The organism is Eubacterium coprostanoligenes, assembly GCF_900167205.1.
Lineage (GTDB): Bacteria > Bacillota > Clostridia > Oscillospirales > Acutalibacteraceae > Eubacterium_R > Eubacterium_R coprostanoligenes.
In genome coordinates, this window is sequence record NZ_FUWW01000002.1 from 1 (window position 1) to 13791 (window position 13791).

The 13791-nt window shown below is 41.3% G+C and carries 14 protein-coding genes and 1 riboswitch; of the genes, 11 read left to right on the forward strand and 3 right to left on the reverse strand.

Annotation, left to right across the window (positions count from 1 at the left end):
- Positions 1–420 precede the first annotated feature (420 nt).
- The 3 genes from B5D29_RS00750 to B5D29_RS00760 all read right to left on the reverse strand — a co-directional run bounded on the left by B5D29_RS00750 (position 421) and on the right by B5D29_RS00760 (position 2756).
- Positions 421–1164 (reverse strand): amino acid ABC transporter ATP-binding protein, encoded by a 744-nt coding sequence (locus tag B5D29_RS00750; RefSeq protein WP_078767666.1) that lies wholly within the window; start codon positions 1162–1164, stop codon positions 421–423.
- The gene (locus B5D29_RS00755) at positions 1154–1912 is read right to left on the reverse strand and encodes an amino acid ABC transporter permease (RefSeq protein ID WP_242941710.1); all 759 of its coding nucleotides are present in this window, start codon (positions 1910–1912) and stop codon (positions 1154–1156) included. Before B5D29_RS00755 ends, B5D29_RS00750 begins: the two co-directional genes overlap by 11 nt.
- A 70-nt stretch (positions 1913–1982) precedes the next feature.
- Positions 1983–2756: an ABC transporter substrate-binding protein gene (locus B5D29_RS00760; RefSeq protein ID WP_078767667.1), complete on the reverse strand. Its 774-nt coding sequence runs from the start codon at positions 2754–2756 to the stop codon at positions 1983–1985.
- A gap of 267 nt (positions 2757–3023) precedes the next feature.
- On the opposite strand from B5D29_RS00760, the gene B5D29_RS00765 reads away from it, so the two are divergent.
- The 11 genes from B5D29_RS00765 (at position 3024) to B5D29_RS00815 (ending at position 13791) form a co-directional block, all read left to right on the forward strand.
- Positions 3024–3821: a transporter substrate-binding domain-containing protein gene (locus B5D29_RS00765; RefSeq protein WP_078767668.1), complete on the forward strand. Its 798-nt coding sequence runs from the start codon at positions 3024–3026 to the stop codon at positions 3819–3821.
- A gap of 138 nt (positions 3822–3959) precedes the next feature.
- Positions 3960–4604 (forward strand): amino acid ABC transporter permease, encoded by a 645-nt coding sequence (locus tag B5D29_RS00770; protein WP_078767669.1) that lies wholly within the window; start codon positions 3960–3962, stop codon positions 4602–4604.
- A gap of 12 nt (positions 4605–4616) precedes the next feature.
- Positions 4617–5375: an amino acid ABC transporter ATP-binding protein gene (locus B5D29_RS00775; protein ID WP_078767670.1), complete on the forward strand. Its 759-nt coding sequence runs from the start codon at positions 4617–4619 to the stop codon at positions 5373–5375.
- 12 nt (positions 5376–5387) lie between these two features.
- Positions 5388–7043 (forward strand): glycoside hydrolase family 36 protein, encoded by a 1656-nt coding sequence (locus B5D29_RS00780; protein ID WP_078767671.1) that lies wholly within the window; start codon positions 5388–5390, stop codon positions 7041–7043.
- A 371-nt stretch (positions 7044–7414) separates the two neighbouring features.
- On the forward strand, positions 7415–8068 hold the full coding sequence (gene rpe, locus B5D29_RS00785) for a ribulose-phosphate 3-epimerase (protein ID WP_078767672.1): 654 nt from the start codon (positions 7415–7417) through the stop codon (positions 8066–8068).
- Positions 8069–8074: 6 nt separating this feature from the next.
- Positions 8075–9163: a putative glycoside hydrolase gene (locus B5D29_RS00790; RefSeq protein WP_078767673.1), complete on the forward strand. Its 1089-nt coding sequence runs from the start codon at positions 8075–8077 to the stop codon at positions 9161–9163.
- Between the two features lie 15 nt (positions 9164–9178).
- Entirely contained in the window at positions 9179–10051 is an 873-nt protein-coding gene (locus B5D29_RS00795; protein ID WP_078767674.1) for a hypothetical protein, read from the forward strand.
- A 45-nt stretch (positions 10052–10096) separates the two neighbouring features.
- Complete coding sequence (gene mgtE, locus B5D29_RS00800) at positions 10097–11494, forward strand: magnesium transporter (protein WP_242941711.1); 1398 nt, start codon at positions 10097–10099, stop codon at positions 11492–11494.
- A 46-nt stretch (positions 11495–11540) separates the two neighbouring features.
- A riboswitch (TPP riboswitch) is annotated at positions 11541–11641 on the forward strand.
- A gap of 71 nt (positions 11642–11712) precedes the next feature.
- The gene (locus B5D29_RS00805; RefSeq protein ID WP_078767675.1) at positions 11713–12012 is read left to right on the forward strand and encodes a thiamine-binding protein; all 300 of its coding nucleotides are present in this window, start codon (positions 11713–11715) and stop codon (positions 12010–12012) included.
- The gene (locus B5D29_RS00810) at positions 11981–12766 is read left to right on the forward strand and encodes an ABC transporter permease (RefSeq protein ID WP_078767676.1); all 786 of its coding nucleotides are present in this window, start codon (positions 11981–11983) and stop codon (positions 12764–12766) included. Before B5D29_RS00805 ends, B5D29_RS00810 begins: the two co-directional genes overlap by 32 nt.
- Positions 12763–13791: an ABC transporter substrate-binding protein gene (locus B5D29_RS00815; protein WP_078767677.1), complete on the forward strand. Its 1029-nt coding sequence runs from the start codon at positions 12763–12765 to the stop codon at positions 13789–13791. Before B5D29_RS00810 ends, B5D29_RS00815 begins: the two co-directional genes overlap by 4 nt.

A 13791-nucleotide genomic window follows, 5' to 3' on the forward strand; every position in this document is an offset into this window, starting at 1 on the left:
TTCTGAATTTCGTTTTCTTGCGAACTTTGCTGTACCTCGTCAAAACATATTCCGTATAGAACAAAACAAAGTTTTGTAAGTATACTACATATGTTTTTCCTCTTTCCAAAAAATCCACGGATTTTTTGGAAGCCTTATATATGCTTGTTCGCAAAAAGCGGAAAACGCCAAAAATGCGGTAAGTTCAATGCTTACAGCATTTTTAAAACCCTACCGTCAACACTTCGTGTTGCTACCTTTACTGCGTAGACGCCCCCTTTTGTATGCATTGTAGACATTTCCCTCGATTAACGGGGGAATCATCTTTTAAAAAATGGGAGGCACAATTCGGTTGATTATATTTTGGCGTGGTTCAGGGGCTTTATCGACAGTTTGAAAAGGACATCCTCTCGGATGCCCTTTAATGTATTTAATATATGATTACAGTACCTTTGACAAGAACTCAACCAATCTTTGGTCTTTTGGATGATTGAAGATGTCGTCAGGTGTGCCTTGTTCAAGAATTTTGCCCTCGTCCATAAAGATGACTCTTGTGGCAACTTCTTTTGCAAAGCCCATTTCGTGGGTTACGATAACCATTGTCATACCCTTGTTTGCAAGCTCTTTCATAACCTGCAAAACTTCGCCTACCATTTCAGGGTCGAGCGCCGAGGTCGGCTCGTCAAAAAGCATAACTTCAGGTTCCATGCAAAGTGCTCTTACAATTGCAACTCTCTGCTTTTGACCGCCTGAAAGTTGGCTTGGATATGCGTCTGCCCTGTCACGAAGTCCGACTGCGTCAAGAAGTTCAAGTGCCTTTGCCTCTGCGTCTGCCTGCGATTTTTTGAGCAATTTCATCGGCGCAATGGTCAAATTGCGGAGAATTGTCATATTTGGGAAAAGGTTGAAGTGCTGGAACACCATACCCATTTTTTGTCTGTGCTTGTTGATGTTGAGTTTTGGATTTGTCAAATCCTCACCGTCAAAAACAATGTGTCCGTCTGTCGGAACTTCAAGAAGATTGAGCGAACGGAGCATTGTTGATTTACCCGAACCTGATGGACCGATAATAACAACAACTTCGCCTTTGTTGATTTCAAGGTTAACTCCGTCAAGAGCTTTTACCTCTCCACCGAGATAGTACTTTTTTACATTGTTTACGGCAATAAGTGCTTTATCGTTCATTCTTACGGAGCCTCCTTTCAAGCAATCCTGCAAGTTTTGTGAGGAGCATAACGATTACAAGGTAAACGAGAGCAACTGACAAAAGTGGCATATAATATGAATATGTTGCAGCCGAAATACTTGAACCTGCCTTTGTGAGGTCGGTTACGGCAACATAACCCGCAACAGATGTTTCCTTGAGGAGTGCAATGAACTCGTTGAGGAGGGTAGGCAATACAGCCTTGAACATCTGTGGCAAAATGATGTATCTCATAGTTTGGAAGTAGTTGAAACCGATTGAACGGCCGGCTTCAAACTGACCTTCATCAATCGACATAATACCGCCACGGAAGATTTCCGCAACATACGCACCGGAGTTGATACCAAATGCAAATATGGCAACGCCGACGCCGTTTGATGATGATGCAAATATGATGAAATATGTGATAAGGAGCTGAACTACAACAGGTGTACCTCTGATGACAGTGAGGTAAATTTTGCAGATGAAATTGAGAAATCTCATAATAAACCAAGTGAATCCGCCACGAATTTTGAGGGATTCCTCGTTTTTGTCGTATGAGGTACGAACTGCGGCGATAAGCACACCGATTACAATACCGATAATTGCGGCAACAGCTGTAATTTTAAGTGTGTTTCCAAGACCTGTAACCATATACTTCCATCGGTCTTTTTGTATAAAGTTGAGGTCAAACTGTTCTTTGAAGTTTTCCACAAAAGCGGGAGCCTTCATTAAAATAATATCTAACATTTTGTATCTCCATAAATAAAGGCGAACGATAGGTTCGCCTTTATATTGTGTTTATGATGCCGAATTATTCTTATTCAGCTTTGATGTACTTGTTAACGATTTCCTGAAGTGTGCCGTCTGCAATGAGTTCCTTGAGAGCACCGTTAACCTTTGTTTGAAGTTCTGTGTTGTCTTTCTTGAAGCAGATTGCATATTCTTCTTCAGCATATGATGTATTGAGGATTTCCAATCCTTCGTTTGATGCAACGAATGACTTTGCCGGCTCGTTGTCGATGATTACACAATCAATCTTGCCTGCAAGAAGAGCCTGAACTGCGTCTGCACCCTTGTCGAATTCCTGAACTGCCTCGTCACCGAAGTCGTCCTTTGCATAGATGTCGCCTGTTGTACCGAGCTGAACACCAATTTTTGTCTTTTCGCTGAGGTCGTCAACTGACTTGATGTCGCTGCCCTGCTTAACAATGATTGACTGAATGCCTGTTGCATAAGAATCAGAGAAAGCAACGCTCTGCTCACGCTCAGGAGTAACAGTCATGCCTGCCATACCCATATCGTACTTACCGCTTTGTACACCAGGGATGATAGCGTCAAACTTTGTGTCAACGATTTCGAGCTTCATGCCGAGCTTGTCAGCAATAGCCTGTGCAACATCTGCATCGATACCAACAACTTTGTCGCCCTCTTTGTATTCGTATGGAGGGAACTCTGCGTTTGTTACCATTGTCAATGTTTCTTGTGTGTCTGTGTCTGTGTTTGTGTCATCTGATTTTTTCTCGCTTGAGCATGCAACGAAGCTTACGCAAATCATCAATGCTGCAAGAAGAACCGCTAAAAACTTTTTCATAATCTTTGTCTCCTTTGTTGTTGTTTTCGTTTTCAGTGATTACACAATAACACATAATGTATTTTTTTGCAATAGTTATGCTAAAAATGAATATTTATTTATATTTTATACATTGCCCTGTATATTATTTACATCATATTATGGGCTGGCTTTATGCAAGTTGCACAAAAATACAAATTTTTTGAGATTTTATCGTGTTACCACTTTACAACGCTAAAGAAATAAAGTATAATGAACCCATCAAATAAATTGAATGAGGTAGATATTATGAAAACTATTAAAAAGGTTCTTGCAATTGTTTTGGCAGTGCTCACAGTATGCTTTGCTTTCACAGCGTGCTCGGGCAACAAATCAAACGATTCAAGCAAAACAGATTCGGAAAAGATTGTTGAATCAGGCAAACTCGTTGTAGGTATTACAGAATTTGCTCCTATGGATTATAAGGACGGAAACGGCAATTGGATTGGCTTTGATGCAGACTTTGCAAATATGGTTGCAGAAAAGCTTGGCGTTAAAGCTGAATTTCAGATTATTGATTGGGACAACAAGTTCCTTGAACTCCAGACAGGTTCAATCGATTGCATTTGGAACGGTATGACAATCACAGATGAAGTTAAGAATAACTCATCGGTTACAGACGCATATGCAATGAATCAGCAGGTTGTTGTTGCAAAATCTGAAGTTGCTAGCAAGATTAAGTCGGTTGATGACCTCAAAAATCTTTCTTTCGCAGCAGAGAACGGTTCGGCAGGTGCTTCGGCAGCAAAGGACAACGGTCTTAATGTAACAGCTGTTACAACACAGGCGGACGCTCTTTTGGAAGTTGCTTCAGGTTCATCGGACGCTTGCATCATTGACTCAACAATGGCAAAGGCTATGACAGGTGAGGGCACAGACTATTCAGACCTCAAGGTTGCACTTGTTCTTCTTGACGAGCAGTACGGTATCAGCTTCCGCAAGAATAGCGATATGACAGAAAAGGTTAATGAGATTATTGCAGAATACAAGGCAGACGGCACATTGCAAAAGCTTTCTGAAAAGTACGGTATTCAACTTGCAGAATAATTACACAAATTAATCACTTTAGGGGCAGTTGCTTAATTTTAGGCGACTGCCTTTTGGTGAGTAATAGGCAATAATATCTATTAAGACCGCCCTTGTTATAAGGACGGCAATATAATGTATTAGGAGATTAATTTTATTATGTTTTGGACAGTAACACTTGAATTGCTCAAGGGTTTTGCGGAAACACTTAAGATTTTCGCACTCACCCTTGTATTTTCACTTCCGTTGGGGCTTGTGCTCAGCTTTTTCTCAATGTCAAAGTTCAAGCCACTTAAGTATTTGACAAAAATTTTCATTTGGATTATTCGTGGCACACCGCTTATGCTTCAACTCATTATCGTTTATTTTGGTCCGGGCTTGATTTTCGGCTGGGATCTTATGGAAAGATTTAATGCGGTTATCGTTGCGTTTGTTATCAACTATTCTTGCTATTTCAGCGAGATTTATCGTGGCGGTATCGAATCTATACCAAAAGGACAAACCGAGGCGGGTTTGGTGCTCGGTATGAGCAAAAGCCAAATCTTCTTTAGGGTAACACTTTTGCAGGTGGTCAAGAGAATTGTTCCGCCGATGAGCAACGAAATCATCACTCTTGTAAAGGATACTTCACTTGCCCGTATCATTGCGGTGTACGAAATCATCTTTATGGGACAGAACTTTATCAAATCGGCAGGTCTTATTTGGCCTCTGTTCTACACAGCCGCTTTCTATCTTATTTTCTGTGGAATTCTCACCGTTATTTTCCACTGGGCAGAAAAGAAAATGAGCTATTTTGAAGCGTAAGGAGGGGACATTATGGCTTTGTTGGAAGTAAAAGGAATTAAGAAAAACTTTGGAAAAACAAAGGTGCTCAAGGGCATTGATTTTGAACTTCAAAAGGGCGAAGTTCTCTCGATTATCGGTTCTTCGGGTTCGGGAAAAACAACACTTTTGCGTTGCGTAAACTTTTTGGAATTCGCTGATGAAGGCACAATTTCGATTGACGGCAATGTGATATATGACGGCGTAAAAGATAAAAAAATCAAGGATAAGGAACTCAAAGCAAAGCGTAGGCACTTTGGTCTTGTGTTCCAGGATTTCAATCTTTTTCCGCAGTACAGCGTGCTTAAAAACCTAACTCTTGCACCGTCACTTTTGGGACTCGGCACAAAGGAAGAACTTGAAAAACAAGCAAGGGAAATCATCGCAAGAGTGGACCTTTCCGAAAAAATCGATTTTTATCCGTGTCAGCTTTCGGGTGGTCAAAAGCAGAGAGTTGCCATTGCAAGAGCACTTATGCTCAACCCTGACATTTTGTGCTTTGACGAACCGACTTCAGCGCTTGATCCTGAACTTACAGGCGAGGTGCTTAATGTAATCAAAAACTTAAAGGATGAGGGCAGCACTATGATTGTTGTTACTCACGAGATGGAATTTGCCAAAAATGTTTCTGACAAGATTATGTTTATGGCAGACGGTGTTGTTGAGGAAATCGGCACACCGGAACAGATTTATGAAAATCCGCAGAGCGAAAAGACAAAGACATTCCTTGCAAATTCGCTTGAAAAGTTTTGATGAGGTAAATTTATGAATTATAAATTGAATTTCAGTTATAAAACAGGCAAAGAAATCAAAACTACCGAAATTTCAAACGATGATGTTTCGTTTGATTTGCGTCAGACAGAAAACGGGTTGACCTTGAGCGTTATCCCCAAAAAAGAAATCAGCGACATCTCTTTTTATCTTGAAAGGGGATACGAATATCCGCAGGACAGCAAGTTTTTTGCAAACGGCTTTCAGTCGTGGACTGATACAAAAGAATTCGCCAAAAATGAATTGATGGCAGATGAGGGAATCGTCGGCAAAGGTCTGTTCGGCAAAAGTCCGTTTGGTATGAATTTGGTAGGTAACTACACCTTTGTTGAACAGTCAAAAGAATGCGGTGTTTTTCATTCAAACTCATTCGCTTATGTCAGAAATGAGAAAAATATTGATTTCTTCGGTTCTCTCAACGACCGCACAGGATATACAATTATCTATGCAGATATGAACAAAAACACTCTCCGCTTTTCAAAAGATGTTGAGGGTATCACGATAAGTGAGCCGTATGAACTTCTTGATTTGTATTTTGACAATGGCGGTTATGACGAGGTTTTCGACAGATATTTTGCAAAGATGAATGTCAAGCCTTTGACCGACAAAAAGATAAAAGGCTACACTTCGTGGTATAATTATTATCAAAAAATCAACGAAAAAATTATTCTTCGTGACCTTGATGCAATCTCTGAAAAAACAGATAAGGTGAACACTTTTCAGATTGATGACGGCTATCAAACGGCGGTTGGCGATTGGCTTTCAATCAACAAAACCAAGTTCCCAAACGGTATGAAACCGATTGTTGAAAAAATCCACGCAAAAGGCTGGCAGGCGGGTTTGTGGCTTGCTCCGTTCGGTGCACAAAAGGGTTCAAAACTGGCTTCTGAACACTCCGATTGGCTTGTAAAAGGCAAAAACGGCAAGCCGATTATGGTCGGTGCAAACTGGGGTGGTTTTTATGCGATTGATATTGATAATACCGATGCAAGAGCATATATAAAAAATGTGTTTGACACCGTGCTCAATGATTGGGGCTTCGACCTTGTCAAACTCGACTTTTTGTATGCAACTGCGGTTGTTCCGCTTCACAACAAAACAAGAGGACAGCTTGCTTACGAAAGCATTGATTTTCTCCGTGAATGTGTAGGCAACAAGCAGATTTTGGGCTGCGGAGTTCAGCAAATGCCGTGCTTCGGCAAGGTTGAATATATGCGAATCGGTGCGGATATGGATCTCGGCTGGAAGCATAAGTTTTTCCGCAATCTCACTCACAGAGAAGATGTTTCAACCCCGAATGCCATCCACAACAGCGTGTACAGAAGATGCCTGAACAATCGTGCGTTTTTATGTGATCCCGATGTGTTCTTGCTTCGCAGAAGCAACATTAAGTTCACTTTTGAGCAACAAAAGGTGCTTGCAAAGTTCATCAAACTTTTTGGCTCTGTCCTCTTTATGAGTGACAATGTTGATGAATATGATGACGAGCAGATGGCTGTTTTCAACGATACATTGGCTGATGACGACATGCAGATAGTTGCTATAAATGAAACTAACAATAAACTGTTTATAGATTACACTCAAAACAGCGAGCCGCACACACTTGGATTCTGTGTCACAGACGGCAGTATTTATTCATCAGACTGTTGATAAATCTCCTGAAACATGCCAAAAGATAACTACATTTGCCTCCACTTGAAGCAAGGTTATTCCCCCGTTAATCGGGGGAAATGTCTGCAACGCAGACAAAAGGGGGGGCGTCTACGCAGTAAAGGTGGCAACACGAAGTGTTGACGGAGGGGTTAAAAAAAGCTGTAAGTATCGAACTTACAGCTTTTTTGGCGTTTTTCGTTTTTTGCTCGGGGGTGGTACAATCGTACAGCTCCCACTCGCAAGAAAACGAAATTCAGAAACTTTCTCAACAGCCTGCAATGTGTCGATTCGTTTCGGCACTTTTTTCTTGAATTATAGCGTATATAATGTTATAATATATCGACTATAAAAATGGAGCAGTATTACTTATGAACAATAAAGTTAAAATCTCACCGTCAATTTTGGCGAGCGACTATGCAAATCTTCAGTCCGAACTTGAAAGAATTTCTACTTCGGATTTGATTCATGTTGATGTTATGGACGGGCATTTTGTGCCGAATATTTCAATCGGTGCACCTGTCACCGCTGCGTGCAAAAAGGTGTGCGATGTGCCGTTTGATGTGCATTTGATGATCAGCAATCCGCTTGATTACGCAGAGGATTTTGCAAAGGCAGGCGCCGACATTATCTGCTTCCACTCCGAGTGCGACAGCGACACCGAGGAAACTATCAACAAGATTTTGTCACTTGGCAAAAAGGCAGGCTTGGCTATTAAGCCGGCAACTCCGATTGACGAAGTTGTAAAGTATCTTGACAAGCTCTCTATGGTGCTTGTTATGACTGTTGAGCCTGGCTTTGGCGGTCAAAGTTTTATGGAATCGACTATGCCAAAGGTTGAGGCAATACGCAAGATTAATCCTGATATCGACATCGAGGTTGACGGCGGAATCAATGCCGAAACTATCAAAATTGCAGCAAAGGCAGGAGCAAATGTTTTTGTTGCCGGTTCAGCTGTTTTCAAGAGCGAAAACCCTGCTGAAACTATTGCTATTTTGAGGAAAAACGCACAAGACGCACAGTGATTTGCTATGAGTAAAAATCAGAAAAAAAGAAAATTTTATACCAATGAGCACCGCAACGAGCATTGGACGGAAGAACCACAGGGCAGACCGATTGACTTTGCCGACAAATATACTGTTGAGGGCGAAGCGGGTAATGTTTATAATGACAAACGCCGTGCCGCTCAATATAAGGCTCAAAAAAGGAAAGAAAACAGACTTCGAGCAATAAAAATCGTTGTGTCATCATTGCTGATTGTTGTGCTCCTTTTCGGTGGTTATACCGTGATGGATGTGCATATGATTCGCCAGGCAGAACCGGCTGAAAAATTGCTCAATCAGGACAATGCCGACAGCAATGCTTTATCGCAGTTGACCATCAATGTGTCGTCACTTATGACCGAATCCATCAGCCTTGACAATTCCGCAATGCTCACTTCTGTTATTAATGAGGTTCACGATACTTCTGCAAACAGCATCACTTTTGATGCAAAGCGTGATGACGGCACAATCGGCTATCGTTCATCGCTTGCAACCATTGACACTTACGGTGCAATGAGCAATGTCGGCAGTGACAGCATCGGTTCAATCAAAAGACTTATAGAAAACGACATTATGCCAGTTGCAAGAATTTGTTGCTATAAAGACAATGTTTTGCCGTCGCACAACAAAGATTTGGCTGTAAAAAAAGGCAAAAAGCTTTATACCGACAGTCAGGGAAATAATTACCTTGACCCGAATAACGAGCAGGTGTACAACTATATTCTCGATATTGTCAGAGAACTGAAAGGCTATGGCATTCAGGTGTTTGTGCTGTACGACTACAATCTTCCGAGCGATGTTTCGGACAAATATAATGACGGCTATAAAACCTTGGCAAAGAGGCTTCAAAACGACCTTGGCGGTGATGTCAAATTGCTCAAAGAGGTTGATGTAAAAATCACAGGCAAAGATGCCGAAAGCGGAAATATAAAGAATTCCGCAATAGACAAACAAATAAAAAATCTTGATAAGTTAGGCAATAATCAAATTTATTATATTTCAACCGAGCTTGATACAACCCGTGTGTATGAACATCTTATCTCTTCAGGTATAGAACGCTTCATAATTGCGGACTGATATAAAGGAGTAAATATGAAAAAAACGATTAAAGCAATGCTGTGCGTGGCAATGATGCTTGCTGTTGTTGTGCCGTTCACCGTTTTTGCAGGTGACAAGGCAGAAAGCAAAACAGTCAAAGCACCAACCTTGCAATCAATAGAATTCAACGATGCCGAAATTGAGGGCGATTTTTCACCGACACAGTTTTACTATAACATCAATGTAAATTCTGACGGCGAAACACCGACTCTTAAAAAATACAAAGTCAGCAAAGGCGCAGAAATTTTTGTGACCTATAATCAAGACGGAGTGAACGGTATCAATGTTGAGGTTAAGAATGTTACACTTTCGGCAAATTATTTCTTTGAATATAAGTATAATGATGTCAATGTAAACCCCAATTCAAACACAAATCTCAAGGAGCTTGATTGCGAACTTGGTTGTGTTTATCCGTCAATTAATAACGAGGAAACCTATTATCAGCTTTATATCCCAAAGGATATGACAGAACTGAAATTGACAGCTGTGCCTGAAGATTTGGGTGCGTCTTGCAATGTTCCAAAGGAATTCAAGATGACAACCGAGCAGAATCCGATTATTGAGGCAAGTGTTGTTTCATCTGACGGAACGCTCAAATCGTATAAATTTGAAGTTAAGCGTCTTGACTTGACATCAAAGGAACTTAAAAAAGAACTAAAAAACAATTCTTATGAGGATATTATCAAAAACGAGGTGTTTCACAAATCACCTCAATTCAAGGTGATGCTTCTTGGAATTTTTGGCGGAATCGTCATTCTTGCGATAGCAGTCTTGATTCTTAAAAGAGTGGCTGTTAAGGCGCAGGACGATGACGAAACTGAATTTTTTGACTGTTTGGATGAGCCTGAAAACGAGGACGAGGAATAGTCGTGTATATCTATAACAAATAAAACAACAAAGGCGGTGACAGTAATGAAAGTGGATATTCAGGAAATGGATGAAGAAGAAATCATTGAAGAAATCCAAACATTATGTGAAAAAAGAGAGTTTGCAAAACTTAAAAATCTACTGTCGGAAATGAACCCCGCCGATATAGCGAGCGTTCTTGATGAAGTGTCAGCCAATCAGCGATTGCTTATGTTCCGATTGCTTGCCAAAGAAGAAGCGGCGGAAACCTTTGTTGAACTTGACAGCGACAATCAGGAGTCACTTATTCACGCATTTTCGGATAGCGAGCTTAAAGAAGTGCTTGATGAGCTTTACCTTGATGATGCCGTTGATGTCATTGAGGAAATGCCTGCAACTGTTGTAAAGAGAATTCTCCGCAATGCCGACAGCGAAACGAGAGAATCAATCAACACTTTGCTTAAATATCCGGAGGATTCAGCCGGCTCTATTATGACACCGGAGTTTGTTGACCTCAAAAAAGATATGTCGGTTGAGGCGGCTTTCAAGCGAATCAGACGAACAGGTATTGACAAGGAAACCATTTACACCTGTTATGTTTGCGACAGCTCAAGAAAACTAATCGGCGTTACCACCGTTAAGGAACTTTTGCTTCACGATTACGACGATGTTATCAGCGATTTTATGGAAACAAACATTATTTCCCTAAACACGCTTGATGACCAGGAACTTGCAACTCAGCTTTTTGACAAGTACAATTTTCTTGCTCTTCCCGTTGTTGATATGGAAGGCCGTTTGGTTGGTATCATCACGGTCGATGATGCTATTGATGTCATCCAAGAGGAAAACACCGAGGATATTCAAAAGATGAACGCTATGCTCCCTACGGAGAAAACATACCTTAAAACCTCGGTTTTTGAAACTTGGAAATCCCGTTTCCCGTGGCTGCTGCTCCTTATGATTTCGGCAACATTCACAGGGTCGATTATCACAGGTTTTGAGGACAAATTGGCTGCAATGACAGTCCTCACCGCATTCATTCCTATGCTTATGGACACCGGCGGAAATTCCGGCGGTCAGGCAAGCGTAACGGTCATTCGTGCCATGAGCCTCGGCGAAGTAACATTCAGGGACTTCTTCAAGGTTATATGGAAAGAGATTCGTGTCGGTTTGGTTTGTGGCTTGAGCCTTGCTGCGGCAAATTTCATCAAGATTTGGCTTGTCGACCATTTGATTATGCACAACGATGATATAACCCTCATTGTTGACCTTGCAATTTGCCTCACCTTGGTTGTTGAGATCGTTTTTGCAAAATTCATCGGTTGCACATTACCTATGATTGCAAAAAAAGTCGGATTTGACCCTGCGGTTATGTCGTCACCGTTCATCACAACCGTTGTTGACGCCGTTTCACTTCTCGTATATTTCGGCATCGCAACCGCATTAATTCCACAGCTTCATTAGTTCATATATTGACATATAACGAAATAAGTGGTAAAATATCGTTAACTTAATAAGTCAGGGGTGCTGATTGTTTTTCAATCTTGGCTGAGATTATACCCTTCTAACCTGTTCGGTAATGCGAGCGTAGGAAGACGATATAAATTTAGGATTTCAGCACCGATTTTTTCGGTGCTTTTTTCTTGACTTATCAAGAATATTATGAAAGGAAGTATTTTATTATGAAAGCAAGTGTTGCTATTCAGGTTTTGCCAAGCGTAAAGGATGAGGACGAACTTATCCGCATTGTTGACGAGGTTATTGCATACATCAAGTCAACAGGACTCAATTATTATGTAGGTCCGTTCGAAACTACCATTGAGGGCGAAAGCTATGATGAGCTTATGGAAATTGTTGCAAACTGCCAAAAGGTTGCAATCAAGGCAGGTTGCCCAAGCGTGAGCGCATATGTCAAGGTGGTTTACAATCCTGAGGGCGAGGTATTGACCATTGACAAAAAAGTTACAAAACATCACCAATAAACTTGCACCGCTCGGTGCGATAATTGTCATATTGCTGTTGTGGTTTTTGGCTTGCGATATGGAACTTGTGCCTGCATATATGTTGCCGTCACCGATTGATGTTGTCAAAGCGTTTGTTGACAATTTTTCAATTATGATGAAACAGGCGGCTGTCACTTTGCAGGAAACTTTTTACGGCTTGCTCATCGGCATTGCAATAGCCTTTGTCATTGCAAGCCTTATGGACAGATTTACCATAATCAACAAGGCTCTTTATCCTGTTTTGGTTGTTACTCAAACAATTCCGACCATTGCAATTGCGCCTCTTTTGGTGCTCTGGATGGGCTTTGGTATGGCGCCTAAAATCACACTTGTTGTTCTCACAACATTTTTCCCTATTGCAATCGGACTTCTCAACGGATTTGAAAGCGTTGATGCCGATGCGATAAATCTTATGCGTTCTATGGGAGCAACACGACTTCAAATTTTTAGAATAGTCAAATTGCCGAATGCTACCGCTTCGTTCTTTTCGGGGCTTCGCATTTCTGCCGCCTATGCGGTTGTCGGCGCCGTTGTTTCGGAATGGCTCGGCGGATTTGAGGGACTCGGCGTTTATATGACAAGAGTAAAAAAGGCTTATGCCTTTGACAAAATGTTTGCCGTTATCGTGTTTATTTCGGCAATCAGCTTGGTGCTTATGGGCATTGTTATTTTGCTTGAAAGAATTTCTATGCCGTGGGTACATAAAACAGAAAATTTGGGAGACAAAAAATGAAAAAGTTTAAGAAAATAATCGCATTGTTGCTTGCGCTTTCTCTTGTTTGTGCATTTGCCGCTTGTTCAAAGACAAATTCGGATGATGCGTCAGACGACACAACAAAAGAATTAAAGGATGTTACACTCTGCCTTGATTGGACACCTAACACAAACCACACAGGTTTTTATGTTGCATTGCAAAAAGGCTATTACAAAGACGCAGGTCTTAATGTATCAATTGTTCAGCCACCTGAAAACGGTGCAACAGAGGCTTGTTCCGCAGGTCAGGCACAGTTTGCTATTGACGCACAGGATACAATCGCTTCTGCTTTCACATCTGCAACTCCAATGCAGGTTACAGCTGTTGCCGCTCTTCTTCAGCACAACACTTCTTGCGTTATGTCTAAAAAGGGTGCAGGCATCGACAGTCCAAAGGGTCTTGAAGGCAAAACATATCTCACTTGGGATTCACCTATTGAACTTGCAATGTTGGAAAATGTTGTTAAGGCAGACGGCGGTGATTGGAGCAAGGTTAAGAGAATTCCAAACACTGTGACAGACGAAGCACAGGATGTAAAGCAAAATCCGGATCACGCAATTTGGGTGTTTGACGGATGGGGCGGAGTTAACGCTCAGGTAAACAATGTAGAAGTTGACAGGTTCTTCTTTAAGGATTTGAACCCTACATTTGACTATTACACTCCTATTCTTATTGCAAACAACGATCTTATCAAGAACGACCCTGAAACAGTTAAGGCATTCCTTTCTGCAACCAAAAAGGGATATGAATATGCTATCGAAAATCCTGACGAAGCAGCTCAAATCCTTATTGACGGTGACGACACAGGCTCACTAAAGGGCAGTGAAGAACTTGTAAAGGCAAGCCAAAAGTATATGGTAGACCAGTATGTTGCAGATGCTCCGAAGTGGGGCTATATCGACCCTGCAAGATGGAACGCATTTTATAACTGGCTCGGCGAAGAAAAGATTGTAGAAGAAAAAATTCCTGAAAACACAGGTTTCACAAACGATTATTTGGCATAA

Coding starts and splice junctions, on each gene's coding strand:
- B5D29_RS00750 (WP_078767666.1), bottom strand. CDS start 1,164: ATGAACGATAAAGCACTTATTGCCGTAAACAATGTAAAAAAGTACTAT.
- B5D29_RS00755 (WP_242941710.1), bottom strand. CDS start 1,912: ATGTTAGATATTATTTTAATGAAGGCTCCCGCTTTTGTGGAAAACTTC.
- B5D29_RS00760 (WP_078767667.1), bottom strand. CDS start 2,756: ATGAAAAAGTTTTTAGCGGTTCTTCTTGCAGCATTGATGATTTGCGTA.
- B5D29_RS00765 (WP_078767668.1), top strand. CDS start 3,024: ATGAAAACTATTAAAAAGGTTCTTGCAATTGTTTTGGCAGTGCTCACA.
- B5D29_RS00770 (WP_078767669.1), top strand. CDS start 3,960: ATGTTTTGGACAGTAACACTTGAATTGCTCAAGGGTTTTGCGGAAACA.
- B5D29_RS00775 (WP_078767670.1), top strand. CDS start 4,617: ATGGCTTTGTTGGAAGTAAAAGGAATTAAGAAAAACTTTGGAAAAACA.
- B5D29_RS00780 (WP_078767671.1), top strand. CDS start 5,388: ATGAATTATAAATTGAATTTCAGTTATAAAACAGGCAAAGAAATCAAA.
- rpe (WP_078767672.1), top strand. CDS start 7,415: ATGAACAATAAAGTTAAAATCTCACCGTCAATTTTGGCGAGCGACTAT.
- B5D29_RS00790 (WP_078767673.1), top strand. CDS start 8,075: ATGAGTAAAAATCAGAAAAAAAGAAAATTTTATACCAATGAGCACCGC.
- B5D29_RS00795 (WP_078767674.1), top strand. CDS start 9,179: ATGAAAAAAACGATTAAAGCAATGCTGTGCGTGGCAATGATGCTTGCT.
- mgtE (WP_242941711.1), top strand. CDS start 10,097: ATGAAAGTGGATATTCAGGAAATGGATGAAGAAGAAATCATTGAAGAA.
- B5D29_RS00805 (WP_078767675.1), top strand. CDS start 11,713: ATGAAAGCAAGTGTTGCTATTCAGGTTTTGCCAAGCGTAAAGGATGAG.
- B5D29_RS00815 (WP_078767677.1), top strand. CDS start 12,763: ATGAAAAAGTTTAAGAAAATAATCGCATTGTTGCTTGCGCTTTCTCTT.